Origin of the sequence: Streptomyces sp. AM 2-1-1, from assembly GCF_029167645.1 — a bacterium.
Classification (GTDB): Bacteria; Actinomycetota; Actinomycetes; order Streptomycetales; family Streptomycetaceae; genus Streptomyces.
The window spans coordinates 3,777,319-3,802,934 of sequence record NZ_CP119147.1 but is presented as its reverse complement, the minus strand read 5'-3'; the positions used below and the strand labels follow the sequence as shown (position 1 = coordinate 3,802,934).

Below are 25,616 nucleotides of genomic sequence, written 5' to 3'. Positions count from 1 at the left end.
AAATCCCGGCCGATTGCGGACGGACACGCGAAACAATTGGGCGGGCTTCACAATGCCGTTTCACCGCTGTACAAATGATTACCAGGGAAAGGGACACGGCCCCGGGAACACACGGGACACCGACGCCTCCGGGCGGTCCCGCAATGCGTGGTGGATGAGGGCGCGGCGTCGGATGCGGTGCGTCGCACGGCGAAGGAGCGTCCGCGTGCCGAGTGCACGGCGGCCTTCCGCAGCGCGACGAGGTGCCGCGACCGCCGTCGTCCACCCACCGGAATTGCGGGGCGACCCCGCACCGCGGCGCCGGCGGCCGGCGACCCGGAGCCCGGCCCGGTTCCACGTCACCACCCCAAGCCGCCGGAAGGCCCGTGTCCGCGCACTCACCCGCGCGGGCACCGTAGGAAAGGACCGATATCCGTGGCGCAGCGCGTAGTGGTCACGCTCTCCGACGACATCGACGGAGGACAGGCGGCGGAAACGGTCACTTTCGCCCTCGACGGGAAGTCCTACGAGATCGATCTCAATCCCGCCAACGCGAAAAAGCTGCGGAAGACCCTGGCGCCGTACGTGGCCGCCGGTCGAAAGCAGACAAATGCCGGAAAGCACGGCAAGGCTCCCGTTTCCTACCACCACACGTCCCTCGCCCCCGATCCGGCGGCCGTCCGCGCCTGGGCGCGGTCGCACCGGATGGAGGTGCCGGCCCGGGGCCGCATCCCCAAGAAGGTCTACGAGGCGTTCGAACAGGCGAGTTGACGGGTGGGCGGGCCCCGGCACCGGGGTCCGGAGGGCCGCCAGTGCCTCCGGACCGGCGGCCCCCAGGACCCCGCCGCGACATTCGTGGGGGAGCCGACTTGCGTTGCACCCCCGCAGGTCGGATAGAGTCTGGATCACGCCAAGGGGCAAGGCCGAAAGGCCCCAACCACAGCAGCGTGCGGGTGTAGTTCAGTAGTAGAACACCCCCCTTCCAGGGGGGAGGCGCAGTGTGCGATTCCTGTCACCCGCTCTGTATCGCTTTCCGACCACTCCGGTGGATCGGGTAGAGTGGTGCTCGCGCCGCCCGGTGAAAGCCGAGCGGAGGCAATGCGGACGTAGCTCAGTTGGTAGAGCGCAACCTTGCCAAGGTTGAGGTCGCCAGTTCGAACCTGGTCGTCCGCTCCATGAGAAAGACCCCGGTCGTCACCGACCGGGGTCTTTTTTCGTCTGCTCGGAGCGCGGCGCTCCCCGGCCGGCCGATCTCCCGCGCGGATCAGCCGGGTTGAGGACTCCTCCGGGCTCGCGGACTCCCGTCGCCCGTCACCCGCCCCCCGTCGCCCGTCACCCGCCCCCCGCTCATGACGGATGTCGTGCGGAGCGATGACGGTGCGCACCGCCGTCGGGCCCCGGCCCCGGCGGGTCCGTTGCCATGGCCCCGGCCCGCCGGCCCGACGTCGCGGTCCTCGAGCTCCGGATGCCGGGTGCGGACGGTGTGAGCGTGGCCACATCCCCCGGACCCGTCCGCCGGCCCGCCACGCCATGATCGTGAGTGGTCACGGGCGGCCGGGCACCCGGAGCGGGCCCCGACCGCGGGGGTGCGCGGCTCCGTGCCCAAGACGTGCCCAAGACCCTCAGCACCCGCCGTCCGGCCGGGATCAGCCGGATCGTGCACGGCGAATGCCGTTACGCGGACCCGGAATCGGCGCGGACGCGATCTCCGCGGGGACTCGCCGCTCACTGCCCGGGAAGCCGAGGTGTGCGCACCGGCGGGGGACGGCGCCCCGGTCGCGGAGATCGCCGCACGGGCGTCGCTCTCCCCGGGACCGTCCGCGACCCCCTCTCCTCGGCGGTCTCCGAACTCGGCGTGAAGAGCCGTCGCGCGGCAGTGCGTTTCGCGCACGCTCAGGGATGGGTATAGTTGTCCTCGCGCTTCGGCGCCTGCGAACGTAGCTCAGCTGGTAGAGCGCAACCTTGCCAAGGTTGAGGTCGCGAGTTCGAACCTCGTCGTTCGCTCCACGGAAGAAGGCCCCGGTCCCCAGGACCGGGGCCTTCTTCGTCGCACCGGGGCCGGTCGCAGCGCGCACGGCGGACGGCGCCAGGTCCGGCCGGCGGACGGCGCCAGGTCCGGCCGGCGGGCGGGCGGGCGATCAGTCGGCAGGGTGAGCGGGCGGCGTCAGCGCGGTGCGCGCGGCGGCGAGGATCTCCTCGGAGACCGGGAACCCTTCGGTGGCCCGGGAGAGGACCAACGCACCGACCAGGGTGGCGAGTTGCGCCAGACCGTCCCGGTCCTCGGTGGCGAGCGCCTCGGCGAAGGCACCCGCCCCCTCGGCGTACACCCTCCGGGCCTCGCGGTTTCCGGGCTCGCGCGCCATGTCGGTGGCGAGTGCGGCGACGGGACAGCCGTCGGCCGGAGCGTCGCGGTGCTCGACCGAGAGGTAGCCGTCGACCAGCGCCTGCCGCCGGGCGGCCTCGTTCCGGTCCGAGGGCGGTGCGCTCCCCACGCCGTGCCGGGAGTACGCGTCGAACGCGTGGGCGGTGGCTTCGTCGACGAGCGCCTCCTTGGAGGCGAACTGCTTGTAGAAGCCCCCGTGGGTCAGCCCGGCCTCCCTCATCAGATCGGCGACGCTGACGTGCGTGCCCTGCTCGCGGAAGAGCCGCGAGGCTGTCTCCACGACTCGTCGGCGGTTCTCCTCCGCCTGCGCCTGCGACACGCGGCCCATCGGCCACCTCCCCGCTTCCCCGCTTGGATGCCAGTTGACATCTATCGTAGCCCCCGCGTTAGATTGCGGCCATCATCTAAGGAGCGGGGCCATGCTCCCGCCGCGAAACCGAGGAGCTTCGATGGAGTTGAGGAACGCGGTCGCCGTGGTCACGGGCGCCAACCGGGGACTGGGCCGGCATCTCGCCGCGCAGCTCGTCGAACGGGGGGCGAAGGTGTACGCGGCGGCCCGCCGCCCCGAGACGGTGGACCTGCCGGGCGTCGTCCCGCTCCGGCTGGACGTGACGGACGAGGAATCGGTCCGGGCCGCCGCCGCCCTCGCCCCGGACGCGACCCTGCTGATCAACAACGCCGGGATCTCCACCTCCACGCCCCTCATCGCGGGCCACACCGACGCGGTCCGGCAGGAGATGGAGACGAACTACTTCGGGCCGCTCGCCGTGACACGGGCGTTCGCCCCGGTCATCGCGGGCAACGGGGGCGGAGCGGTGCTCAACGTCCTCTCCGTCCTGTCGTGGCTGCACCCGGCCGAACTCGGCTCCTACGCGGCGACGAAGGCTGCCGCGTGGGCACTCACCCGCGCGGTCCGGGAAGAACTGGCACCGCGCGGGATCGCCGTCTCGGCCCTGCACGTCGCGTACATGGACACCGACATGGCCGCCGGCGTACCCACCGACCGCAAGGCCGACCCGGCGGACGTCGCCGCGCAGGCACTCGACGGCATCGAGAAGGGGCTGCCCGAGATCCTCGCCGACGAGATCACCCGGCACGTCAAGGAGGGCCTGTCGACCACCCGGTAGTCCGCGGCGGGGATCCCGGTACGGGGTCGGGCGCGGGGCCCGGCGTGGTGGGCCCCGCGTGGTGGGCCCGCGCACCTCGCGGGGTCTACGGACCGGGGTGCGGGGCCGGCGGCGTGGGCCCCGCGGACCTCGCGGGGCCGGACGCCCCTCGGAGCCGTACACGGCACACTGCCGCCGCCGCTCGGACCGGGCGGCGGCAGTGGAGTGCGGCGGTACGGCTTCCCGTTACGGCTCCCCCGTGCGGGCGCGGCGCCCCCGCCCGAACACGCGGGTGCCGGTGCGAAGGTGCGGGCACGCGGGTGCCGGTGCGGACGGTGACCGGCGCGGGCCGGTACGGGCTACGACCAGCGGAGGCCGGTGCGGGCTACGACCAGCGCGGGCCGGTACGGGCTACGACCAGCGGAGGCCGGTGAGCAGTTCGTACGCCTCGATGTACTTGGCGCGGGTCGCGTCCACGACGTCCTGCGGGAGCGCGGGCGGCGGGGTCTCGCTCTTGCGGTCCCAGCCCGAGGCCGGCGAGGTCAGCCAGTCCCGGACGAACTGCTTGTCGTACGAGGGCTGGGCGTGGCCGGGCTCCCACTCCGCGAGCGGCCAGAAGCGCGAGGAGTCCGGGGTCAGCACCTCGTCGCCGAGGATCAGCTCCTCGACGCCGTCCGCGCCGGGCGCGTAACCGAACTCGAACTTCGTGTCCGCCAGGATGAGGCCGCGTCCGTGCGCGACGTCCCGGGCACGCCGGTACACGTCGAGCGTCAACTGCCGCAACCGCGTGGCCGTCTCCACACCGACGGTGTGCGCGACCGCCTCGTAGCTGACGTTCTCGTCGTGGTCGCCCACGGCCGCCTTCGTCGCCGGCGTGAAGATCGGTCCCGGCAGTTCGGAGCCGTCGACGAGACCCTCCGGGAGCCCGATGCCGCAGACCGTGCGCGAGGCGTCGTACTCGAGGAGCCCGGAGCCGGTCAGATAGCCGCGCGCCACGCACTCGACCGGGACCATCCGCAGCGAACGGCAGATCGTCGTGCGGCCCTCCCAGTCGGCGGGGGCGCCGGCCGGCACCTCGGTGGAGATGACGTGGTTCGGCACCAGGTCGCCGAGCTGCTCGAACCACCAGAGCGACAGCGCGGTGAGCACCCGCCCCTTGTCCGGGATCTCGGTCGGCAGCACCCAGTCGTAGGCGGAGATGCGGTCGCTGGCGACCATGACGAGGTCGCCCGCCTCGTTCCGGTACAGCTCACGCACCTTGCCGGTGTGCAGGTGGGTGAGGCCCGGCACCTGGACGGGCTCGGGCTTTTCTACGAAACCGGACACGCTGCCTCCGCGTAGGTTGATCCAAGGGTCGCGGGTCCGATTGTCCCGTATGCCGGTGCGTCCCCGCCGCGTGGGGCGGTCCGGTGGGGGACGGCGTCGCACCGGAGGCGCCCGGCCGGCCGCGGGGAGCGTTCAGTCGCGCTTGCAGATCCGGTTGAGCAGGTTGGCCGTGGCCCGCTGGACACGTTCGTCCGTGTGTCCCGGCCGGTCCAGCGCCGGCGACCAGGCGAACGTGCCGGAGGCGAAGACCAGGGCCCCCGACGGCGCCTGGTAGAGCGAGGTCTCCTGGTAGCGCCGGGCGCCCTCGGAGTCCTCGTACGGCGAGTGCGCGAGCAGGATGCGCTGCTCGTGCTCCGGCAGCGCGGTGCGCGGGTAGTACCGGTCGGCCTCGCCGGCCACCAGCCCGGCGATCTCGTCGCCGTCCCCGGCCCCGGTCCCCCGCCAGAGCCAGTGGCCGGCGTTGCGCACGATGAGCGGCGAGGGCTCCGGCACCCGGCCCGCGTACTGGATGCCGAGCAACTGCTGCTCCGGCTTGTCGATCTCCCGCCACAGCGCGGCCTTCCCCGGCCCCTGGCGCTTGCGGCAGGTGAGGAGGCGGTCGGGCACCCCGGACGCGGACGGCGCCAGGGAGACCTGCCAGTACATGGTGTTGGCGGAGAGGAAGACCAGCGAGGTGCCGGTGTCCCGCGCCAGCTCCGCGGTGCGCCGCATCGGGACCGACCAGTACTCGTCGTGGCCGGGGAAGACCAGCCCCCGGTAACGGCCTGGATCGATACGGCCCGCGTGCAGGTCGCGGGCGTCCGCGTAGGCGAGGCTGTAGTCGTACCGCTCCGCCCAGCGGATGAAGTCGTACGCGTGGCCCACGTGCAACGGCAGCCCGGCGCCCGCGTACGGGCGGTCGAAGGAGACCGTGACCGCGGCCTCCTCCTCGCCCAGCAGCCCGCCCTCCTCGTCCCAGGCGTGGTAGAGGCTCGCACCCGTCCGCCCGTCCTCGGGGTAGAGGTTGTACGCCTGCCAGGTGATGTCCGGGAGCAGGAGCAACAGATCGGCCGGATGGTCGTCCCGGACCGTGAACGGGACGTGCGACCGGTGGCCGTCCACGGTGGTCAGCACGGCGACGTAGGCGCCCACCGACCAGTAGCTCGGGATCTGGAGCCGCCAGGAGAGCCACCAATGGTGGCAGGAAACAGTCTTGTCGGCGGCGAGCGGCGGGGGTTGCACGATGCCGGACTGACGCGGACTGGTGGTGATCTTCCGGGCTCCGTCGCCGCCGTAGTGACCGATGCGGTAGATGTCGACGTAGAACTGCTGCGGCGGGTCGACGGTGATGTGGAAGTCGATGGCCTCCCCGGGCGCCGCCGCTCCGGGCGACGCGAACCCCTTCACCTGTCGGTGCACGTCATCGGCGGTGCGCGGCCCACCGCCGCTGCGGCCGAGCTCGGGATCCGCGTACCAGGGGACGACCTGCCCCGTGTCGTTGAGGTAGTTCTCGCTCCCGCGCAGCCAGGGCAGCGGGCCCTGTCCGAACGGATCGCTGACGGCGTGCGCGAGGGCACCCGACTCCCATCGGCGACTGTGCTCCGCCCCCATGACCGGCCCCTCCCTCACGTCCCCCGTACCACTCTGGCGCGCCCTGTGTCAGGGCTGATCCCAGCACATCACATAACGCACGCGCCCCGTCACCGTTCGTCGTGAATTGACGTGAACGGAACCTGACCTTCCGGGTATTGGGCCCGTCCGGGGGCGTGCACCGGCGCGAAAACGGCGGCGAGCGCCACTTCCCGGCGCGTGCGCGGGGCGCGGCGACGACCCTGTCGACACCGCCTGCGCGGACCGATTGCGTATACGGTGCCATATTTCCGTATACGGAGCGCCTGTTGCGGTCGACCGGGACACATTTCCGTATTCCGGAGGCGTGTTGTCTCCGCGCGGGGCGCGCGGGCGGACACGAGCGCCGTGCGTCACCGCCGCGAGCGGGGTCGGGGCGGCCCTGGACCTCTCCGGCCACGGGCCGCCGGTCCCGGCCCGCAGGGGCGGGGCGCCCGCCGAGCTGGGCGCGGCGGGGCTGGGCGTTGCGGGGCTGGGCGTTGCGGGGCTGGGCTGGGCTGGGCTGGGCGCAGCGGGACACTCGTCGCAGCACGCTGTCTCAGCGGTCCGAGCGGAACGGGCGGTGCATTGCGGAACGGGCGGTCCAGGCGGCGAAAGGCGGAACGGGCGGTGCAGGCGGACCGTTTCGCCTGCCTCGTGTGCGCCTCGTCAGACCAACCGGACCGGCTTGTCCACCCGGATGCCGAGCTCGGACAGCCAGGTGCGCAGCGGCTCCGCATCTCCGTCCTCCACCAGGCTGAGCACCGGCGCGCCCAGGTCGGTGCGGCGCGCTCCGTCGACCAGCAGGGCGGGGCCGTCGAGCCAGTCGAGGCCGGGCGCCGCGCCCGCCGTGTCCACGGCCGCGCAGCAGACCATGGCCGTCACATGGTCGGCGAGCACCTCCGTACCCGTACGGGGCGGCTGCAGCGGGAAGAGCGGGAGTGGCCCGGGACCCCAGAGGTCGAGCGGGTCCACGGCCGGGCCGTTCGCCCCGGGAGCGCCGGACGTCTGGCCGGCCGGTGCGCCGGGGGCGGGGGTCGCGGCGGCGCGGGCCGTGGCCTCCGCGGCTTCCTCGCGGGCCACGGCCGCTCCCACGGCGGCCGCGAGCTCCTCGCTGCCGCCCCGGCCCACCAGGTGGTCGATGACCCGCGCCAGCGTGGGGGCGGACGGGGCCGCTCCGGCGACTCCGCCCGTACGGAGCCCTTCCGGAGCGAGGGCGGCCGGGCGGGGCCCGTCCGCGCCCGGGCCCTGCGGGCCGAGGGTGTCCATGACGCCGTGCAGCCGGGCCGCCTCCGCGCGCCACTTCCGGTCGACGACCTCTTCCGGGTAGCGCTGCCAGTCGACCGGCGACCACTCGCCGCCCTGCGCCGGGGCGCCGTGGAAGAGCCGCGCGGCCAGCAGGGACGCCGCTTCGTCGGCCGTACCGGGCTCTTCGAGGAGGTCGCAGGCGGGCCGCTCGTCGAGGCGGGCGGCGAAACCCTCCGCGAGCCGGTCACGCCGGGAGAGCTCGGTGAGCGCGGAGACCACGCCCGCGTCCAGCCGCGCCGGCCACCGGCCCATCCGCCAGGCGGGCAGCGCGACCCGGGTCAGCAGCCGGTCCCAGCCGGCGTAGACGAGTCCCACCTGCTCCTGGGCGACGGCCCGTACGCCGTAGTCCACGCCGTGGGCGCGCAGCGAGGCGGAGAGTGCGACGCACCGCTCCATCTCGGCGGCGTGCCCCCGGCACCTGCGGAGCAGCAGGCGGGCGGCCCAGCCGGTGAAAGCGCGCGGCAGCCGGCCGAACGCGCCGGAGCGCCCGGCCCCGGTGCGCGGGGCGCCCGCGTCGGCGACCACGCCGTCCAGGCCCCGCACGAACCGCCGGGCCGCCGCTATGTCGGGGTTCGCCGCGAGGCCCGTACCGGCGACGACCGGAGCGAGGACCGCGCGGAGCTCACCCACCCGCATCCACCACAGGAACGGCGACCCGATGACCAGCACCGGCGCCGCGCGGACGCGGTCGCGCCGCTCACCGGCCGGTTCCCCGGACGGGGCCGCGGAGACCGTCCGCGCGGTCGGATGGGTGCGGTCCTCCAGCCAGCTGTCGCAGTCGGGGGTGAGCGCTATCGCCGAGGGCGCGGGCACATCCATGCGGTCGGCGAGCTCGCGCACCAGACGGTAGAGGTCGGGGGCCGACTTCTCCTCCACGGCCACGGTCGGGCTGAGCGCGGGCCGGGCGCGCGCGACGGAGACGGCGACCGTCGCGGCGAGCAGCAGGAAGACGACGGCCGTCGCGCCCACCACCCAGCGGGCGGTGTTCCAGCCGACTCCGGTCAGACGTCCCTGCGCGGTGGCGACGATCATGACCACGGCCACCGCCGCGGGCAGGATCGCCAGCGCCACCGCGCTACTGCGGATGCGCAGCAGCGCGAGGGCCCGCGCCCGGGCGGCCCGCATGCCCAGGTCCTCAACGGTCTCCGTACCGGACACGACCGGAAGTCACCCCCTCTGCCCCCGCGACGGTGTAGTTCACTCCCCCACTGTGGCACCGCCCACGGACATCGCAATGTCAGTGGGCCAAGTGCCGGAATCCTTGCGGCGCACCCTAGTTGGGGCTTTCCCGGGGGTCATCCGGATGGCGCAGCCGTCACCCGATGGAATGGCTTTGGGCAAAGCTGCTGACTTATCGCCGAGGATGAGTAAAGCCGTCCCCCCGCTTACGCAGCGCGCACGCGAGGGCGTGCTCCGGCGCACGGCCGGGGTGGCGAAGGGGCCGGGCGGTGCGGGGGCGGAAGCGCCGAGCGGTGCGGGGGGAGCGCCGGGCGGCGCGGGGGAAGGACCGAGCGGTGCCGGGGAAAAGGGCAGGGTGGAGCGGCCCGCGAGCGCGGGAGGCCGCGGGACCTCCGGAGACGGAAGTGGCGGCCGGGTGTTCCCCGACCGCCACTTCCGTGTCCAGAACTCGGATCAGGCCCCGGCGTCCTCGGCAGCCTTCCGCGCGATGTCCGTACGGTGCTGGGAGCCGTCGAGCCGGATCCGGCCGAGGGCCGCGTACGCGCGCTCGCGGGCCTTGCCGAGGTCCGGTCCCGTCGCGGTCACCGACAGGACCCGGCCGCCGGCGCTCAGGACCGTACGGCCGTCCGCCTTCGTCCCGGCGTGCAGGACGTACGCGTGCGGGGCGTCCTGGGCCGCGACGTCGGCGAGGCCCTCGATCGGGTCACCCGTGCGCGGGGTGTCCGGGTAGTTGTGCGAGGCGATGACCACGGTGACGGCGGCGTCGTCGAGCCAGTTCAGCGGCGGCACCACGTCGAGCGTGCCGTTCGCGGAGGCGAGCAGCAGAGCGGCGAGCGGGGTCTTCAGACGGGCCAGGACCACCTGGGTCTCGGGATCGCCGAAGCGCGCGTTGAACTCGATGACGCGCACGCCGCGCGAGGTCAGCGCGAGACCCGCGTAGAGGAGGCCGGAGAAGGGGGTACCGCGCCGGCGCAGCTCGTCGACGGTCGGCTGGAGCACCGTCTCCAGCACCTCGTCGACCAGCTTCGGATCCGCCCACGGCAACGGGGAGTAGGCACCCATGCCGCCGGTGTTCGGGCCCTCGTCACCGTCGAGGGCGCGCTTGAAGTCCTGGGCGGGCTGGAGCGGCACCACCGTCGTGCCGTCGGTGATCGCGAAAAGACTCACCTCGGGACCGTCGAGGAACTCCTCGATGACCACCCGGTCACAGGCCAGCGCGTGGGCTCGGGCCACCTCGACGTCGTCGGTGACCACGACGCCCTTGCCCGCGGCGAGCCCGTCGTCCTTGACGACGTACGGAGCACCGAAGGCGTCGAGAGCGGTGTCGATCTCCTCGGCGGTGGTGCAGACGTAGCTCCGGGCGGTCGGGACGCCGGCCCCGGCCATGACGTCCTTGGCGAACGCCTTGGAGCCTTCGAGCCGGGCCGCCTCACCGGACGGGCCGAAGCAGGGGATGCCGGCCGCGCGCACGGCGTCGGCGACTCCGGCGACCAGCGGCGCCTCCGGGCCGACGACCACCAGCCCGGCACCGAGTTCGGTGGCGAGACGCGCGACGGCATCACCGTCGAGCGCGTCGACCGGGCGCAGTTCGGCCACCTCCGCGATACCGGCGTTGCCGGGAGCGCAGTACAGAGCGGTGACCTCGGGGTCGAGGGAAAGAGAGCGGCACAGGGCGTGTTCGCGGGCGCCGCCGCCGATGACGAGGACCTTCACGGGGTGCAGCCTATCCGCCGGGGGCCGGGGGCCTCGACGGCCGCCGGTCCGTGGACACCGGCCCACCGCGGCCGGGACATGCGCGAGGAGGGTCGGGGAGGGCGCCGGACGGGACGGGTCCCCGGCGACGGGCCGGAACCGGACCACCTGCCGGACGGCCGTCCCGGCTACTCGTTGGTGAACTCCTCCAGGACGGTGGCACCGAGTTCGCGGATGATCAGATCGTGTCCGGAGACCGTCGACTCGACGAAATCGGGGTCGTCCTCCTCCGGGATGTCGTCCTCCGGCGCGACCGTGGGCCCCGGCTCGGGCGCGGACCGGTCGTACGCCACCGCCGCCGGCCCGGCACCGCCCGGTCCCTGACCAACGCCGCCACCCCGAGGCCGGGGGGACGGCTGCACCGGCGGGCCCTGGGGCGACGGCGGGGCCTGCTGGGGCGACGGCGGCTGGTAGGGCTGGGGCGCCGCAGCGGGCGCGGGCCGCTGCTCGTACGCCTGCTGGGGCGGAGCCTGGTACGCCGGAGCCCCGCCACCGGGCCGGCTGCCCCCGCCCTGCGGCGGCTGGCCGCCCCCGCCGGAGGGGTCGATGACGGTCTCGACGCGCCACTGGGCGTTGAACCCCTCGGCCAGCGCCTGACGCAGGACCTCCTCGCTGCCACTGCTCGCGAAGTTGTCCCGGGCGCCGGCGCTGACGAAACCGATCTGCAGAGTGGTCCCGTCGAAGCCGGTCACCTGCGCGTTCTGGCTGAGCAGGATCCAGGTGAAACGGCGGCGGTTCTTCACCGCCTCCAGGATGTCCGGCCACATGTTCCGCACCTGACCGGCGCCCTGCACCATGTCCTGCCCCCCGGCCGGCGCGCCGGGCGCCTGGGGGTGAGGGGGGCCCGACACCGCGGGGGCTGCCGCAGCCGGACGGGGGGCAGGACCCCCCGGCGTGGAAGCCGTCGGCCAGCCTCCGGGGCGGCGCGCCTGCTCACCTCCGCCACCACCACCGGCGGCGGTCGGGGTGGGCCAGGCACCCGGCCGCTGGGCGGCGGGCGCCTCCACCGGAGGCTGCTGCGACGGCTGGGGCTGGGGCTGAGGTGAGGGCTGCGGGGCGGGGGCCTCGTACGGCGCCGGGGCGGGCGGGGTGTACGCGGCCGGCGGGTTGTACGGGGCGGTGGGCGCGGGCGCCATGGGCGGGTGCGCCTCGGGCCCGGGTACGTACCCCAGCGCGGGCGGTGCGGCCTGCACCGGCCCGGCGGGTCCCGCCGCCGCACCGAACCCCGCTCCGGCTCCCGCTCCTGCCGCGAAGGCGCCCCCGCGTTCCAGGCGGTCCAGCCGCGCCTGGAACGACCGCTCGTCGTCGAAGGCGGCGGGCAGCAGCACCCGGGCGCAGATCAGCTCGACCTGGAGGCGCGGCGAGGTCGCCCCGCGCATCTCCGTCAGCCCCTGGTTGACCAGGTCGGCGGCGCGGCTCAACTCGGCGGCGCCGAAGACGGACGCCTGGTCCAGCATCCGCTCGACCACGTCGGCGGGGGCGTCGATGAGCCCCTTCTCCCCGGCGTCCGGCACCGCTGCCAGGATCACCAGGTCGCGCAGGCGCTCCAACAGGTCGGCGACGAACCGGCGCGGGTCGTTGCCGCCCTCGATCACCCGGTCCACGACCTCGAACGCCGCCGCGCCGTCACCGGCCGCGAAGGCGTCCACCATCGAGTCGAGCAGCGACCCGTCCGTGTAACCGAGGAGCGAGGTGGCCATGGCGTACGTCACGCCCGCGTCACCCGCCCCGGCCAGCAGCTGGTCCATGACGGACATCGAGTCACGGACGGAGCCGGCCCCGGCCCGTACGACGAGCGGCAGCACGCCGTCCTCGACCGCGCTGTTCTCCTTGCCGCAGACCTCCGCGAGGTACGAGCGCAGGGTGCCGGGCGGCACGAGCCGGAACGGGTAGTGGTGGGTACGCGAGCGGATCGTGCCGATGACCTTCTCGGGCTCGGTCGTCGCGAAGATGAACTTGAGGTGCTCCGGCGGCTCCTCGACCACCTTCAGCAGGGCGTTGAACCCTGCCGGGGTGACCATGTGCGCCTCGTCGATGATGTAGATCTTGTAGCGGCTGGAGGCCGGCCCGAAGAACGCCTTCTCCCGCAGGTCACGGGCGTCGTCCACACCACCGTGCGAAGCCGCGTCGATCTCGATGACGTCGATCGAACCCGGGCCGTTGCGCGCCAGGTCCTGGCAGGACTGACACGTCCCGCACGGCGTCGGCGTCGGACCCTGCTCGCAGTTCAGGCAGCGGGCGAGGATGCGGGCGCTGGTCGTCTTTCCACACCCACGCGGCCCGCTGAACAGGTACGCGTGATTGACCCGGTTGTTCCGCAGGGCCTGCTGGAGCGGGTCAGTGACATGCTCCTGACCGATGACCTCGGCGAACGACTCGGGGCGGTAGCGGCGGTACAGCGCAAGGGACGACACAGTTACGAGGTTATCGGGACGCACCGACAACCGACTCCGCTCCGAGCCCTCACGACCGGGGACCCTGGTCACACCGGCCACGCCGGCCGACGGCCGGGCGAGGGAGAGGTAGATCACATCTCCGGGCCGCTGCGGTGCGCGGCCGTTCGAACCGCCCGGAAGCGCCGGCGTCGAACCGCCCCCGACCCGAGCCCGACAGCACCGCCCCGGGAACGCAAAGGGCCCCCCACGCACCCGCCAGAGCCAACCTACCCTTGCTGCCTTCCGGCCCTGGGGGAGTTCAGTCAGATAGCGCCACGTGAGGGGCTGACACCCACCTTAGCGGATCCCCACCCCTCCAGGTCCACCCGCCCGGCCCCGAGGTCCCCCCGACCCGACCCCGCGACCCCGTCCCGACGATCTTGCCGGGAACGTGTTCGCGAGCACCCCTCAACGTCTTGTATTGTTTGCGGCGGAGGATTCGCCTAGTGGCCTAGGGCGCACGCTTGGAAAGCGTGTTGGGGGCAACCCCTCACGAGTTCGAATCTCGTATCCTCCGCCATTGCTCTCACCGGGCAATACGTCGAAGGCCCCCGCTGCTTGCAGCGGGGGCCTTCGACGTACGGTTATCGTGGCGCCCGCACAGCGTCGGAGCGGTTGCCGTCATTCCAGATGTAGACACCGGTGGTGCCCCCGCCGTACCAACTCTCTGGCTCAACCTCAGCCGTGAGAGACGGGTACTCATTGACGGACTCCCGAACCTCGGCCGGGTGCACCTGCCCGTACGGCTGATTGAAGACCAGAGCGGGCCTGCCGGTGGTTCGGGAGAGCCACGTGGTGGTGTGGTCGTAGAACCCCGGCTTGCCGTGGCAGTCCCTCTTGGCGCAGCGGCCCTTGTCGAGCCAGTGGAGCCCAGACGAGCACCCCGTGTCGCCGCTCTTGAGGTCGTGCCGGTCCGCCCAGTCCAGCAGGTCCGCGCGCATCTGGACGTAGATGTTCGGGCCGTAGGGCCAGTGCACGCCGTCAGCATCACGGCTGAGCACGCCCCGGGCGCGGTCAGCCAGAGAGCCGATCAGTTCCTTTTGGTCAGTGCTCTGGCAGCCCCAGCACCACCACTTCGCTTCGCCGATCCCGGAGCCGAAGAACAGTCCCTGCCGGGACCGTCCGCATCCCTCGCAGTCATACATGATGCAGCTCCTTCACTTCTCGTCAGGCCCGATTCGTGCTGTCAGGACCATTTCTGAACCACCCGGAATCACCGGGTATGACCTGGGCTTTTGTCTGAATTGCACCTAGTCATGCGCTTATCCTCGCGCGGGGCAACTGGCGGATGCCGGAACAGGGCCTTGCGCGCACATCGATCCGGTCAGCGGGCATAGCGATGCCGCCGTGCTCGATGCACGTCGGCCACGGCGGCGCGGTAAGTGCGTCACGACGCCCTGATCTCCCGCCCAAGGGCAGCGGCAACGGCCCGTTGGTGGACGAGACCAGTACGCACGAGCTTCGTCTCGGGAGTGAAGCAGTCCACGATCGTCATGTGGTTTGCAGCCGGGCAGACCCCGCCGTCCACGAGTACGGAGACCCTGAGGCCCGAGGCAGCGAGAAAGGCGTGCACTTCATCCAGGGCGATGGCGGGCCCGAGATCGTCTGGGCCGGCGTCGCCTGAGATGTTCGCCGTCGTCGCGGCGATGGGCACCTTCGCCCTTGCGGCCAGTTCGCCGAGGACTCCGGGGGCGACCGTGGTGAGTGCGGGGGAGCCGACTGAGGCATGCCGGGATGCGTCCTCCGAGCTCCGCCAAGGCAGGAGCAGAGCAAGGTCGCCAGGCCAGAACGACTCAGCGAGTCGCCGTGCCTCATCGCTGAGATGGAAGTGCTGGTCGCAGACCGCCAGGGACGGGGCGACGTAAGCGAGGGATTTGGCACTGGGGCGCTTCTTGCCCTTGAAGATGCTGCCCGACGCGTCGGCATTGCTCGCGTCGGCGCAGATCATGTACCAGCGGGCGGTGGGAACGATGACCAGCTCGCCGGCCTCGACGGCGCGGGCCGCACTGTCGAGTGCCTCGGGTCGGATGATGCGCATGTTTCTACTCCTTGACGTCGGGAGCGAAGGGGAGATCTGCCAGGGGCGGGTAGTCAAGCCAGGGGTCGCGGAGGGCTTCGAGCCGACGGCCCGCGTGGTCGGGGTGACTGACCCTGAAATAGGCCATCACCCTGGGAAACGGCTTCAGGTTCTGGCCGACGGTGTGGGGGACGAGATGGTGCATGAGCAGGACGTCCCCTGGCCGGCCGAGGAACGCGGTGCCGTCCTCGCTGTCGATCTCTGGCGGAACCTGGTCGGTCACGCCGAGCGACCACTCTTCGGAGAACCAACGGGCCATGGTGATGTGGCCGCCGGGCAGGTAGTGCAGGGCACCACAGCGCGGTTCGTTGATGTCGGAGAGGACGACGCCGACGAGCAGGGAGAACGTGCGGAGCTCCTGCGGATCCAGGTGGGGGCAGGAGACGCCGTCGACGTGCATGGCCTTCACCTGCTGGACGCCGGGGAACTCGGCTTCGGGCACGCGGATCTGGACCTGCGCGGTGAGGATCGGAGCCGTCGCACCGAGCAGATCAGCGGCGAGGCCAGCCGCACCGGTCTGCGTGTACAGGCTGAGGAGTTCGGCGCTGTCACCCAGCTCCGGAGTGAAGGTGCGCCGGGAGTAGGCAGGTATGTCCTCGGGTGCCATCCCTTCGCGGTACGACTTCGCGATGACGGAAATGGCTTGCCGGACGTGGTCAGGGGTGGCCAGGCCGCGCCGTATCAGGACGCCGTCCCGTTTGAAGGTGGCTTTGTCCTCGGTCGTGAGACTCATGGGATTCCTCCGTACGTCAGTCGATCCGCGGGGTGAGGCGGTCGAGGATGTCCGTGCCGGCATCGAGGGCGGCAGCGACGAGCGCTTGGCCGTGCTCAACGGTGGCTCGCCGGGGATCGCCCCCGATGACGCCGTGTGCCGAGATCGCGGGATCGTCCGAGGACCAGGGCCAGGTCGTGCCCCGGCCGAGCACAATGCTCTGGATCTCCTCGCGCCGGCCGAGGTCTGTAGTGGGCTCGTCGGGCAGTCGGTCCAGCCGTACGTGGTCAGGGGCGAGGGCCAGCATGAGAGCCGTCTCCCGGTTGCCTGCGTGGACTTCGGGAAAGGCAGCGTCGTCCTCGCGGTGAGCGACGCCCAGAGAAGCGGGGTTGGCAACGCAGATCGGCGCGTCGTGCGTACGCCGCAACTGGTGGACGAGGGCTTCCAGGACGCCCTTGTTTCCGCCATGGCCGTTGATGATCAGCACGGCCCGTGCAGGTGTCGCGCGGAGGTACTCCCCCACGAGGGCTTCAATCAGACCGGCGTAGAGCGGGATAGTCAGCGTGATCGTGCCGGGTGACCAGGTGTGCTCAGGGGACAGTCCGTACGGCACGGGCGGCACGACCCACAGGTCGTGCCGGTCCGCGACGTGTGCGGCCAGGCGCGCGGCGAATCGCTCGGCGATGACGGTGTCGGTGTTGAGGGGCAGATGGGGGCCGTGCTGTTCCAGCGAACCGACCGGCAGGCAGATGACCGACCGATCGCCCACGTCCGCCGTGACTTGCGGACCAGTGAGCTTTCCAAAGCTCCGCCGCTGCTCACCGGCCGGCATCTTGACCACGCCGACCGAGACGGATGAGGAACTCGTTCTCCTCGGGGAAGGTGTCGTCGTCGCTGAAGTCGGCCAGTCGTTCCCTGAGGGCGGCCTCGAACTCCTGCAACCGGCCGCCGAAGAGGTGCGGGGCGGCGAAGGAGGTGGAGTAGAGGTAGCCGAGGATGCTGTCAGCACTCCAGGTGCGCTCGACCGGGACACGGAATTCCTCGACCGCGTTGAACGGCGATTCCTCCATGATCTCGCTGTAGGGGCGGTTGTGGTGCTGGAAGGTCCCGGATCCCGCGCGCCGCTGTTCGCCGAGGAAGCTCTTGACGACGTCTCGGGTCGCCTCCTTCCAGTCGCTGCCCGCCGCCCAGAAGCTGTTGTCCCCGAAGATCGCGACCGCGCCGTCCGGGGCCACCTGCCTGTCCAGGAGGTTCAGGACCGTGGCCTGGTCGAGCCAGTGGAAAGCCCGGCAGATCGTGACCAGTTCGGCTTGCCAACCAGTGGGCGGGACAAAGTCCTCCGCAGTGCTCTCCACAAGTGCGAGGTGGGAGCCTGCGGGCAGTTTCGGGCGCAGGGCCGTCTCGGCGGCGGCGAGCATGTCGGCGTCGTTGTCAATGCCGATGATGTCGTCGAAGCGTTCGAGCAGGGCTTCGGCCACCAGCCCCGTCCCCGTGCCGACATCCAGAAGCCGGCGACCGCCGTCAGGTCGTGCGGGAGCCGCCTGGTCCAGGATCGACGCTACGGCGTCGGGGATGCCGGGGCGGAACTGTCGGTAGTAGGCAGTGGTTCCGGTGAAGAGGCTCATTGGGGCGTCCCTGCTGCGAGGTGGGTGATGTGTTCGGCGGCTGCCGGAAGGTCGATGGCGACCAGCACGCCATGTTCAACGACCATGTTTTCGTCGGGGCTTGGCGTCCACGGGATATCCATACGGGACGGATTCCTGACGCGACAGCTCCCTCGATGTCGCAGGCCCAGTCGTCACCGACATGGATGGCCTGATCGCGCTGCGCACCGAAATGCTCGATGACTGCCTGGAAGGCATGCGGGTCGGGTTTCGTATAGCCGATGCGGCAGGAGGGGAAGAAGTCGGTCACCCAGGGCGAGAGGAGGTCGCGCAGTCCCTCGGTATCGGCGTCGATGCACGTGACGTTGGACAGGGTGGCCACGGTGGCTACTGCGCTCATCTGGCGCAGGGCCCGCATCGTGCCGGGGAAGAGACGGAACGGGGCGGGCGGAAGGTCACGGGGGAAGGCGTGCACGGGTATGCGCAAGGCTTCGCAGACGTCGGCGACCACGGGATCGGTGAGTGCCGGGTGGGTGTGGAGGCTGGTCCGCATGACCTCGCGGGCACGCCCTGCGGGTAGCGGGGATGCTTCGGCCAGCCGCATGGCCAAGCCGGGCCCGTCGGCAGAGCCGAGCGTTCCACCGACGTCGACGGTGACCAGGAAGGGGGGAGCTTCTGTCATCGGGGGCTCCTCGCAACCATGGGGAGAGCGGAGACGATGGCCTCGACGCGGGCCTGCCGAATGGTGGTCGTCGTCGATTCGGCCAGGAAAGTGAGGACGTAGCGCAGTTCCGCCTCGTCCAGGGCCTCCAGGGACCGCCCCTCGCTCACTGCCGTCTCTCGCAGGTCTGCCGGAACAGGTCGTGGGCGGAGCCCGTGGGGCAGATGGAGGGTGCCCTGCCACCGGGTATCCGCTGACGACACCGCGGAGTGGTCGGTCGGTCGTAGCACTGTGACGTCGTCGAGGGTCAGAATGCGGACGGGGATCATCGTCCCGCCCATCTCCAGGTTCCCAACCTGCGCCCCTCGTGCGCACTTGAGTGCGCTCCCCTGCCGCGGCCTACCGTCCTTCGGCTCATGCCAGTCGGCGTCGACGGAAGGTCAACGGTGAACAAGGACGAATCCAAGGCTGTCAGCGAGATCCTCCACGAGCTGAGCAAGACTTCACACGTTCAGGTTCGCTCGTCCACCGAGCTGGCCGCCCACGTCGCCGGGGCCGCGGAGGACGAGGACGAGAAGCGGATAGACAACGGGCAGGGACCGCTTCGCCGGCGCAGCGACTACAGGGCTGTCCGAAACGCGCCACGTTCGCTGACCCTCACGCCCTGGCAGGTCATTCACGCCATCGGCCTCGGGGCCGCTTCGGCCCGGCAGGGCGCAGGACGAGGATTGGCCGAGCACTGGGGAAGTCTGCGCTATATCCAGGCCCTGGAGGGCAACCAAGGCGACTACCTGCAGCTGTCCTCTGAAGGACGCGATCTCTTGCGCTTCTACAAGGCCACGCAGTCCGGGGAGATCGGCACCGGCTTCGCCTCGCTGCTGGCCGAGGAATTGATCAGGTCGCGGTACCCCGACCACTCGGTCTCCGTGATTCCCGCGGACGTCGCTCTGAAGGCCGGCTGGGCCCTCCGCAGTACCTCCGGAACGGGCGCCCGCCCGGAACCACTGCAACGACGGCCCCACTTCTTCGTCGAAGCCTGGCAACCGGGGCAGCCGTCCAAGGTCCTCCTCGTCTCCTCGAAGGGCACCCACAGCAGCGTTCAGCAGGTGCACAAGCAACTCAGCACGGCCGGTGCCCACGTGGAGTCCGTTCACATTGGTCCCTACACCACCGTGCCGTACCTGCTCATCGGAACGGAGATCCCCAAGAAGGAGAGTCTCGCCTTGCACATCCTGGAGGCGCCGGGCACGACCGTCCTCCGCCCGTCCGGAGAGACCTCAGAAGTCGACCTGGACCTCACCCTGGGCCAGGAGAACCGCGTGGCCGACGTCGTACGGAACGCGGAACGAGAACGGACGACCATCCCCGGGTTCCAGGTACTGCCTGAGTCGTTCAACTGGTTCAGCACCGTGCTGGCACGGACAGAAGCGGCCACGCTGACCGCCTTCACCGGAGGTGGCAAACCCACCGCCCAGTACCTGACCAAGGAGCAAGGGCGGCGCCACTTCCAGCACGACGTCCACGCCAACAGCGACAGACTGCGAGATGCGGAGCACCGCATCCACGACATCGACTTCGTCGGCACCGACCACATCTACCGCCTCAACGGCACCCGCGTGGAGGCTTTCTCCGGACTCGAGAAGAGCCTGTACACGCACCTCCACCACGGGCGCGTCAACGAGTATCGACGCGAAGTACACGAACGCCGAGACCAGTGGCCGGGCCGCAGCACAGCGAAAGAGTGGAGCGCGGTGTCCATCCGTGCCGACGGGACCGTGCTTGCAATCCGTCTCCAGGAGGAGTGACCGTACCGACGGGGCCCTCGCTCGGATGGTCTCAGTTCTGGTCTCGTTCACCCCCGTCCGACGTCGTTCGAAGGTGCCGCCACCCTCAGCTCCGCACCAGGTCAGGACACCTACGCCCCCCACCGGACCCCCACACGAACATTTGAAAAGCGTGTTGGGGGCAACCCCTCACGAGTTCGAATCTCGTATCCTCCGCCATTGCTCTCACCAGGCAATACGTCGAAGGGCCCCGCAGCTTGCTGCGAGGCCCTTCTTCGTTCCCGGTCTCATCCGTAGTCTCAACGAGACTCTTCGGACCTCTTCGCGCCGCTGCCGTCGGCCTCGTGGGCCACTTTCGGGTGAGCCCGACCCACTGAGCGACGTCGGCGGGGATCCCGCCCGTCACGTGCTGGTACCGGGCCGCCATCGTCGTGGACAGCCAGCCCAAGATCTGTCGCCGCCACCACTTCTCCGCGATCGGATCCTCGCCGGGAGCGCCGGTGAGGCACGGGGACTCGCGCCGAAGGTGTGCCCGCGAGGTCCGGCGATCGCACCACCCCACCCGGGGTCACCTGCCCGCTTTCTCCGCGAGGGTGTGGGCGACCAGGGCGTTGGCGTGGCCGTGTCCCAGGCCGTGGGTGGTCTTGAGCCAGCCGACCAGCTCCCCGTGCTTCGTCAGGGGCGAGGAGCGGATCAGTTCCTTCCACTCCACCACGGGGCGTCCGTACGTCTTCTCGATGGAGGGGAAGTAACTCGCGGGGCCTTTCACGGGGTTCGTCATACCTGGTTGACCCGGAGCGCCACCGGAACTCACCGGCTTGGCGGGTGTGACCCGGGCCACATGCACGAGATTTCCCCCATCACGACCGGGTCACACGCACGGCGTCTCGACTCGACGGCTGGGCCCCAGCCGCCCACCCCCTGGCCTCCGCCCTCGCGCACGGGGGCGGTACGGGTGCCGCGCGACCCGTACCGCCCCCGCCGCCGGCTACTGCCCGGCCGCGTTGAGCAGGTCCAGGACGCTCTGCTGGCAGCCGTAGTCGGTGGCACCCGTGCCGCCGTTCCAGTGCGGGCCGTACTGGTCGAGGGCGTTGCGGTCCCTGGCGTAGGCCGCGTCGGCCCACCGGTCGAGCGTCGCCGCGTAGGGGTGGTCGGCCAACTGGGCGTCCAGCCTGCCGAGGCCGCGGACGTACGCGCCCTTGAAGGACGGTCCGTCACCGGCGCACTCGTCACCCTCCCCGGGCTCCCGCAGGACGCCGTCGGTCTGGAGCCGGACGGTGGAGGCGCCGGCGAGCGTGCGGGCGGTGGCCAGCAGGGCCGAGTCACCGGTGGCGCGGTACAGCTCGGTGAGGCCGCCGAGGACCACGCCCTGGTTGTACGTCCACGTGGGCTGACCGTTGTTGGCGCAGGAGTCGGTGAGCCCGTCGTTGATCAGGCGGTCGCCGTTGATCATCCCGCTCTTCTGGAACCACGCCCACTCCGCCTTCGCCCGCCCCAGGTACACCGTGTCGCCCGGTATGCGGTTGTGCAGCGCCGCGTTGAGCTGGAGGAAGAGCTCGTTGGTGATGGCGTTCTTGTACGTCATCGTCCGGTTCCACAGCACCCCGCCGCCGCAGGTCCCGTTCCAGTACGCCTGCATGTGGTCGGCGTCGGCGCGGGCGGTGTTGAGGTACCGGCTGTCGCCCGTCGCGTCGTAGGCGGCGACCCAGGCCAGGCCCCACCAGCCGGTGTCGTCCAGGTAGTCGTTGCGGAAACTGCCGCCCTGCGCGCCGAGGTTCTTGTCGTAGGTGGAGGCGATGGCGTAGCGGTAGCTCGGCATCCCGGTCAGGCGCGCGTTGTCGAGGACCGCGGTGAGCGCGTTGGCGGAGGTCCACCAGCCGTTGCCGCCGTAGAGACCGGTGTTCCGGTCGTAGGACATCATCAGCGCGGTCGCGGCCGCGGTGGAGCGGCTCCAGGCGTTCCAGTTGACGCGCGCCCAGCCGGTGCAGGTGATCTCGGGTCGGTCACCGGCTTTGCCGCAGGCGCGCAGGGCGCCGACCCCGGCGGTGTTCCAGTCGTCGACGTTGTACATGCCGGTGCGCCAGCCGCTCGATCCGGTGGGCACGCTCGTCGCGCCGAGCCTGCTGCCGGCGGCCCAGGTCCGGCCGCCGTCGTAGGAGCGGTCGAGCCAGACCTCGTCCCCGGCCGCACCGTTCTCGATCGAGGCCCACCCCATGACATCGTTGTCGGAGAGATGGAGTCGGACGCTCCGTCCGTAGAGGGCACTGCTGACGGGGACCCGGTCGGAGGTGGCCGCAGCGGGGTCGCGACCGTCGCACTGCTTGTTGCAGACGGCGGCTGCTGCGGCTTCGGCGCCCCCTGCGCCTCCAGTGACTCCGGTGACTCTGGTGACTCCGGTGACTTCAGCGAGCCGCGGCGTTCCGGCCGCCGAGGTGGCCGGAACGGCGGTGGGGGAGGGCGGGGTCGCGGCGTGTGCGGTCGCCGCGGGCGCGGCGGTGAGCAGCAGGCTCGCGAGGAGGGAGAGGGCGGCCGAGCGCCGACCTCTGCGGGTGAGGGGCATGCGGCGACTCCTTGTGGGGTGGGGGGAAAGCCGACCCCACCAGCCGACCCGATATATCAGGTCCATGTCAATACAGGGGACGGACCTCGCACCGCCGTGACGGAGCGCGGGCGGGACCCGCGACGTCGCCCGACCCCACCCGCACGCCGTCGCCCGACCCCACCCGCACGCCGTCGCCCGACCTCACCCGCACGCCGTCGCCCGAAGCCCGACGCCACCCTTCACGCCCTCGCCGCCCCCGCCGCCCGGCTCACTCCTCCAGGTGCCCGAGCACCGTGCGCACCGCTCGCTCCACCGCCCGGCGGGCCGGATCGGTGTGGTCGACCGCCTCGAAGCCGTGCCGCGCGTCCGGGACCGGGATCACCTCCAGCCGGAGATCCGTCCCCTCGGCGGCGTGGAGGAATTCCGCCACGGTGGCATCGATCTCGGCCCGCTCCTTCTCCACCCGGCTCAGCACGAAAGGCAGCGGTCCTGCGGTCCACACGGCCTGCACCGGATCGAAACGGCCTCCCGTCCCGGGCCAGTTGGGCAACGGGGACAGTACCGGGTAGGTCGCGGCGACACAGCGCAGCCAGGCCGGGGGTGCCCCCAGCCAGTCGGCACAGAGGAGGGACCCGGCGGAGAAGAACCAGAGGGCGACGCGCTCCCCGTCAACGCGCGGATCGGCGCGGACCCGCTCGATGGCCCGGGCGAGGTCGGCGGCCGCCGCGGCGTAGTCGCCGAGGCCGTGCAGCCGGTGGTCCAGGGTGACGCCGACCGCGCCCCGGCTCGCCAGGTAGCCGGCGTACCCGACGAAGGTGGGCCAGTCGCGGGGCGTGGGCCGTGCGTCGGGTGGCACCGGGCCGCCGTGCACGAGGACGACCGCCGGGCGCGGGCCCTCGGCGTCGGGGAAGTAGAGGTCGACGCGGCCGTCCCGCTCCCGCTCGCGCGGGGGTACGTCCAGCAGGAAGGGCCCCAGATGGGCGGGCGATCCGGCGGCTTCCGCGCTGACGTGGTGGCCCTCACCGGCCGCCGCGCGCCGCAGCACGTCGGCGAGCGCGGCCGGAGCGGAGAGCATCGGCCAGTGCCCGGTGGGGAGTTCGAAGAGGGTGACGCCGGGGCGGGTCAGCGTCATGACCCGGGGTTCGCCCATGCCGACGAGGGACTCGACGAGTTCGATGCTCGATCCGTTCCCCGAGCAGAGGACGCCCGCCACCGGGATGTGCGCGGCCGCCCCCAGCGGCGGCAAGGGCTGCACGAGGGTGTCCGCCGGCTGCGGCACCGCCCGCCGTGCTAGCTCCTCCACGGCCTCCGCGGAGAGATCGGCCGAGCCCGCCCGCTGCCGCCACTCCTCGGCGGAGGGCGGTCGGACCACCCGGGAGCCCGGCCCGTCCGAGGGGTCCGACGCCAGTGACACGGCCTGCTCCCGGACCGCTTGGTCGGGTTCGATGACGAGTGCCGGTTCGCCTTCCCGGGGCAGCCCCGCGTCCACGTTGACGATCCGGGTCACCCGGTCCGGGCGCAGCGCCGCCGCACCGAGGACGGGGAGGATGCCGTAGTCGTGGCCGACCAGGACCACCTCGGTCTCCGCCGGGTCCAGCCCGTCGATGATCCGTACCAGGTCCTTGATGTGGGTGGTGAGGTCCGTGTCCGCCCCGGCCGGGTCGGCCGACGCCCCGAGGCCGGTGAGGGTGACGGCGTGGGCGCTCGATCCCGACTTCCCCAACAGCTCCCCCACCTGGTCCCAGATCCAGCCGCCGGTGAACGTACCGGGCACCAAAAGGAAAGCCGTCACGTGCTGCCTCCGTCTCCTCGTACAGAACGCCGCGGACACGCGGTGACGCGTGTCCGCGGCGTGGGACTCCGTCTTTCACAGGAGAGGTTTCCCGCTCCTGGGGGGTTCACCCGGTGGCGTACCCGGTCCGTCTCGGTGCGGACGTCCTCCCCCACCTGGGCAGACTCCTCGGCGGGGGAGACTCGCGCACCCTCGGGCGTGGTCGCGTCCCAGGCGTGTCCCGGGCATCGCGCACCCTCAGGCCGGGTGGCGCTCCGTGATCCGGGCCACCGCGTCGGCCAGCAGGTAGGCGCTCTTCCCGTGCCCGGACACCGTCACCCGCACCACCGGCGCCGGGCTGTCGCCGTCGGTGGTGATGTCGATGCGCCAGCTCTCGGGGCGGTCGACGCCGAGCCCGGTGCGGGCCGTGTCGACGAGTCCGGGGAGGAGTTCGTACGCCACGCCGCGCAGGCTCAGCGGAAAGGCGCCGCCGGGGGTGACGCCCTTGCTGCCCACCGCCGACATCATCTTCTCCTCGATGGTGATCCGGGTGCCCGTCTCGGTACCCATGCCCTCGGCGAGGGTGTTGGCGAGGCGGCGCATCTCCCCGGCGCGGAGGGTCGACGGGGAGGACGCGGAGCCGGTGACCGTGGTGAGGGTCGTCGAGCCGGTGCTCGGGCCCGGCAGCGCCGGGCCGGCCGCGGAGGGGGAGGGCGGACCGTCGTCGGAGCCGTCGTTCAGCTCGTCCCAGCGGGGGACGAGGACGAGGGCCACCCCGACCAGGACCCCCACGAGCAGCACCAGGCACCCGGACCAGCCTGCCTCGTCGGCCTTGACCCGGGTGTGTCCGGGGGCGGTGTCGATCCGCGCCCCGGCCGCCCGGCGCGCCCACTCCCCGGTCGGCCGCCGGTCCAGTTCCACCGCCCAGGGTTCCGCCTCGTCATAGGTCACCACGACGATCGCGCCCTGCGGATACTGGGGCAGGTCGACCAGATTGACCGCCTCGTGGACGACCACCCGGTAGGCGGGAGCCCCGTCCGGGGCCACCGTGAGGTCGAAGCGCACCGGCACGTCGGCGAACTCGCCGTGGGTCGCCCGCCGGTTCTCGATCCGCGCGAGCGCGGTCCGGCGCACCGGCAGGCCCTTCCTCCGGCGGCGCACCCGCGCGGGAACGGCCACCAGCAGGGCGGCTGCCGCCACTGCGCCGAGACCGGCGCAGAACAGTGCCGTACTCCTCAGGATCACGCCGACGACGAGCGCCGTCAGCGCGCCGCCGGAGAGCCCACTCCCCACGAACCCGGACAGCAGGGAGAACACCTCCCGGGCCGCCGACCGGGCCGGGCGTGCGGACCTTTCCCCCGTCGTCACCATGGCCGTGATTCTGCACGGTGGGGGTGACCGCAGGAAGAC

20 protein-coding genes, 4 tRNA genes, 1 other RNA gene and 1 pseudogene are annotated in these 25,616 nt (G+C 71.8%); 8 read left to right on the top strand and 18 right to left on the bottom strand.

Features of this window, described 5'->3' with window-relative positions:
- Positions 1 to 414 precede the first annotated feature (414 nt).
- The 5 genes and pseudogenes from PZB77_RS16535 (at position 415) to PZB77_RS16515 (ending at position 1,986) form a co-directional block, all read left to right on the top strand.
- Positions 415 to 750 (top strand): Lsr2 family protein, encoded by a 336-nt coding sequence (locus PZB77_RS16535; protein WP_275493367.1) that lies wholly within the window; start codon positions 415 to 417, stop codon positions 748 to 750.
- A gap of 178 nt (positions 751 to 928) precedes the next feature.
- A tRNA-Gly gene (locus PZB77_RS16530) sits at positions 929 to 1,000 on the top strand.
- 79 nt (positions 1,001 to 1,079) lie between these two features.
- Positions 1,080 to 1,155, top strand: a tRNA-Gly gene (locus PZB77_RS16525).
- Positions 1,156 to 1,390: 235 nt separating this feature from the next.
- A pseudogene (locus PZB77_RS16520) lies at positions 1,391 to 1,888 on the top strand (LuxR C-terminal-related transcriptional regulator); the annotation flags it as partial.
- Positions 1,889 to 1,910: 22 nt separating this feature from the next.
- Positions 1,911 to 1,986 (top strand) — tRNA-Gly (locus PZB77_RS16515).
- Between the two features lie 131 nt (positions 1,987 to 2,117).
- Here the strand turns inward: PZB77_RS16515 and PZB77_RS16510 are convergent.
- A complete protein-coding gene (locus PZB77_RS16510) occupies positions 2,118 to 2,690 on the bottom strand; it encodes a TetR/AcrR family transcriptional regulator (RefSeq protein WP_275493366.1) in 573 nt (190 codons plus the stop codon).
- A 121-nt stretch (positions 2,691 to 2,811) separates the two neighbouring features.
- On the opposite strand from PZB77_RS16510, the gene PZB77_RS16505 reads away from it, so the two are divergent.
- Positions 2,812 to 3,489: an SDR family oxidoreductase gene (locus PZB77_RS16505; protein WP_275493365.1), complete on the top strand. Its 678-nt coding sequence runs from the start codon at positions 2,812 to 2,814 to the stop codon at positions 3,487 to 3,489.
- 390 nt (positions 3,490 to 3,879) lie between these two features.
- Here PZB77_RS16505 and PZB77_RS16500 read toward each other — a convergent pair whose 3' ends face one another.
- The 6 genes from PZB77_RS16500 to ffs all read right to left on the bottom strand — a co-directional run bounded on the left by PZB77_RS16500 (position 3,880) and on the right by ffs (position 13,344).
- Positions 3,880 to 4,794, bottom strand: coding sequence for a phosphoribosylaminoimidazolesuccinocarboxamide synthase (locus PZB77_RS16500; protein ID WP_275493364.1), 915 nt, complete (start codon positions 4,792 to 4,794; stop codon positions 3,880 to 3,882).
- A 132-nt stretch (positions 4,795 to 4,926) separates the two neighbouring features.
- Positions 4,927 to 6,384, bottom strand: a complete 1,458-nt coding sequence (locus PZB77_RS16495; protein WP_275493363.1) for a N,N-dimethylformamidase beta subunit family domain-containing protein — start codon at positions 6,382 to 6,384, stop codon at positions 4,927 to 4,929.
- Positions 6,385 to 7,050: 666 nt separating this feature from the next.
- Positions 7,051 to 8,847: a hypothetical protein gene (locus PZB77_RS16490; protein ID WP_275493362.1), complete on the bottom strand. Its 1,797-nt coding sequence runs from the start codon at positions 8,845 to 8,847 to the stop codon at positions 7,051 to 7,053.
- A gap of 474 nt (positions 8,848 to 9,321) precedes the next feature.
- Positions 9,322 to 10,581: a phosphoribosylamine--glycine ligase gene (purD, locus tag PZB77_RS16485; RefSeq protein WP_275493361.1), complete on the bottom strand. Its 1,260-nt coding sequence runs from the start codon at positions 10,579 to 10,581 to the stop codon at positions 9,322 to 9,324.
- A gap of 167 nt (positions 10,582 to 10,748) precedes the next feature.
- Positions 10,749 to 13,034 (bottom strand): DNA polymerase III subunit gamma and tau, encoded by a 2,286-nt coding sequence (locus PZB77_RS16480; RefSeq protein ID WP_275493360.1) that lies wholly within the window; start codon positions 13,032 to 13,034, stop codon positions 10,749 to 10,751.
- A 215-nt stretch (positions 13,035 to 13,249) separates the two neighbouring features.
- Positions 13,250 to 13,344: signal recognition particle sRNA small type (ffs, locus tag PZB77_RS16475), an RNA gene on the bottom strand.
- A gap of 143 nt (positions 13,345 to 13,487) precedes the next feature.
- Between ffs and PZB77_RS16470 the strand changes: the two genes are divergently transcribed.
- Positions 13,488 to 13,575 (top strand) — tRNA-Ser (locus PZB77_RS16470).
- Between the two features lie 64 nt (positions 13,576 to 13,639).
- Here the strand turns inward: PZB77_RS16470 and PZB77_RS16465 are convergent.
- From PZB77_RS16465 to PZB77_RS16435, 7 genes are all read right to left on the bottom strand, one after another.
- Complete coding sequence (locus PZB77_RS16465; protein WP_275493359.1) at positions 13,640 to 14,200, bottom strand: hypothetical protein; 561 nt, start codon at positions 14,198 to 14,200, stop codon at positions 13,640 to 13,642.
- A 242-nt stretch (positions 14,201 to 14,442) separates the two neighbouring features.
- On the bottom strand, positions 14,443 to 15,093 hold the full coding sequence (locus tag PZB77_RS16460) for a Sua5/YciO/YrdC/YwlC family protein (RefSeq protein WP_275493358.1): 651 nt from the start codon (positions 15,091 to 15,093) through the stop codon (positions 14,443 to 14,445).
- 4 nt (positions 15,094 to 15,097) lie between these two features.
- The gene (locus tag PZB77_RS16455) at positions 15,098 to 15,865 is read right to left on the bottom strand and encodes a phytanoyl-CoA dioxygenase family protein (RefSeq protein WP_275493357.1); all 768 of its coding nucleotides are present in this window, start codon (positions 15,863 to 15,865) and stop codon (positions 15,098 to 15,100) included.
- A 16-nt stretch (positions 15,866 to 15,881) separates the two neighbouring features.
- The gene (locus PZB77_RS16450; RefSeq protein ID WP_275493356.1) at positions 15,882 to 16,676 is read right to left on the bottom strand and encodes a creatininase family protein; all 795 of its coding nucleotides are present in this window, start codon (positions 16,674 to 16,676) and stop codon (positions 15,882 to 15,884) included.
- A complete protein-coding gene (locus tag PZB77_RS16445; RefSeq protein WP_275493355.1) occupies positions 16,663 to 17,469 on the bottom strand; it encodes a class I SAM-dependent methyltransferase in 807 nt (268 codons plus the stop codon). Before PZB77_RS16445 ends, PZB77_RS16450 begins: the two co-directional genes overlap by 14 nt.
- Positions 17,366 to 18,130 (bottom strand): HAD family hydrolase, encoded by a 765-nt coding sequence (locus PZB77_RS16440; RefSeq protein WP_275493354.1) that lies wholly within the window; start codon positions 18,128 to 18,130, stop codon positions 17,366 to 17,368. Before PZB77_RS16440 ends, PZB77_RS16445 begins: the two co-directional genes overlap by 104 nt.
- A complete protein-coding gene (locus PZB77_RS16435) occupies positions 18,127 to 18,279 on the bottom strand; it encodes a hypothetical protein (RefSeq protein WP_275493353.1) in 153 nt (50 codons plus the stop codon). Before PZB77_RS16435 ends, PZB77_RS16440 begins: the two co-directional genes overlap by 4 nt.
- Before the next feature lie 276 nt (positions 18,280 to 18,555).
- On the opposite strand from PZB77_RS16435, the gene PZB77_RS16430 reads away from it, so the two are divergent.
- Positions 18,556 to 19,914 (top strand): hypothetical protein, encoded by a 1,359-nt coding sequence (locus PZB77_RS16430; RefSeq protein WP_275493352.1) that lies wholly within the window; start codon positions 18,556 to 18,558, stop codon positions 19,912 to 19,914.
- Between the two features lie 547 nt (positions 19,915 to 20,461).
- Here PZB77_RS16430 and PZB77_RS16425 read toward each other — a convergent pair.
- The 4 genes from PZB77_RS16425 to PZB77_RS16410 form a co-directional block, all read right to left on the bottom strand.
- Complete coding sequence (locus PZB77_RS16425; protein ID WP_275493351.1) at positions 20,462 to 20,674, bottom strand: DUF4287 domain-containing protein; 213 nt, start codon at positions 20,672 to 20,674, stop codon at positions 20,462 to 20,464.
- A 207-nt stretch (positions 20,675 to 20,881) separates the two neighbouring features.
- Positions 20,882 to 22,453, bottom strand: coding sequence for a glycoside hydrolase family 76 protein (locus PZB77_RS16420; RefSeq protein WP_275493350.1), 1,572 nt, complete (start codon positions 22,451 to 22,453; stop codon positions 20,882 to 20,884).
- A 250-nt stretch (positions 22,454 to 22,703) separates the two neighbouring features.
- Positions 22,704 to 24,227: an alpha/beta fold hydrolase gene (locus PZB77_RS16415; RefSeq protein WP_275493349.1), complete on the bottom strand. Its 1,524-nt coding sequence runs from the start codon at positions 24,225 to 24,227 to the stop codon at positions 22,704 to 22,706.
- A gap of 237 nt (positions 24,228 to 24,464) precedes the next feature.
- Positions 24,465 to 25,577, bottom strand: coding sequence for a hypothetical protein (locus PZB77_RS16410; RefSeq protein WP_275493348.1), 1,113 nt, complete (start codon positions 25,575 to 25,577; stop codon positions 24,465 to 24,467).
- Positions 25,578 to 25,616: the final 39 nt, after the last annotated feature.

Bases quoted from the DNA above. Each gene is read 5' to 3' on its own strand.
- PZB77_RS16510 (WP_275493366.1), bottom strand. From the start codon at position 2,690: ATGGGCCGCGTGTCGCAGGCGCAGGCGGAGGAGAACCGCCGACGAGTC.
- PZB77_RS16505 (WP_275493365.1), top strand. From the start codon at position 2,812: ATGGAGTTGAGGAACGCGGTCGCCGTGGTCACGGGCGCCAACCGGGGA.
- PZB77_RS16495 (WP_275493363.1), bottom strand. From the start codon at position 6,384: ATGGGGGCGGAGCACAGTCGCCGATGGGAGTCGGGTGCCCTCGCGCAC.
- PZB77_RS16465 (WP_275493359.1), bottom strand. From the start codon at position 14,200: ATGTATGACTGCGAGGGATGCGGACGGTCCCGGCAGGGACTGTTCTTC.
- PZB77_RS16460 (WP_275493358.1), bottom strand. From the start codon at position 15,093: ATGCGCATCATCCGACCCGAGGCACTCGACAGTGCGGCCCGCGCCGTC.
- PZB77_RS16455 (WP_275493357.1), bottom strand. From the start codon at position 15,865: ATGAGTCTCACGACCGAGGACAAAGCCACCTTCAAACGGGACGGCGTC.
- PZB77_RS16450 (WP_275493356.1), bottom strand. From the start codon at position 16,676: ATGCCGGCCGGTGAGCAGCGGCGGAGCTTTGGAAAGCTCACTGGTCCG.
- PZB77_RS16445 (WP_275493355.1), bottom strand. From the start codon at position 17,469: ATGAGCCTCTTCACCGGAACCACTGCCTACTACCGACAGTTCCGCCCC.
- PZB77_RS16440 (WP_275493354.1), bottom strand. From the start codon at position 18,130: ATGACAGAAGCTCCCCCCTTCCTGGTCACCGTCGACGTCGGTGGAACG.
- PZB77_RS16425 (WP_275493351.1), bottom strand. From the start codon at position 20,674: ATGACGAACCCCGTGAAAGGCCCCGCGAGTTACTTCCCCTCCATCGAG.
- PZB77_RS16420 (WP_275493350.1), bottom strand. From the start codon at position 22,453: ATGCCCCTCACCCGCAGAGGTCGGCGCTCGGCCGCCCTCTCCCTCCTC.
- PZB77_RS16410 (WP_275493348.1), bottom strand. From the start codon at position 25,577: ATGGTGACGACGGGGGAAAGGTCCGCACGCCCGGCCCGGTCGGCGGCC.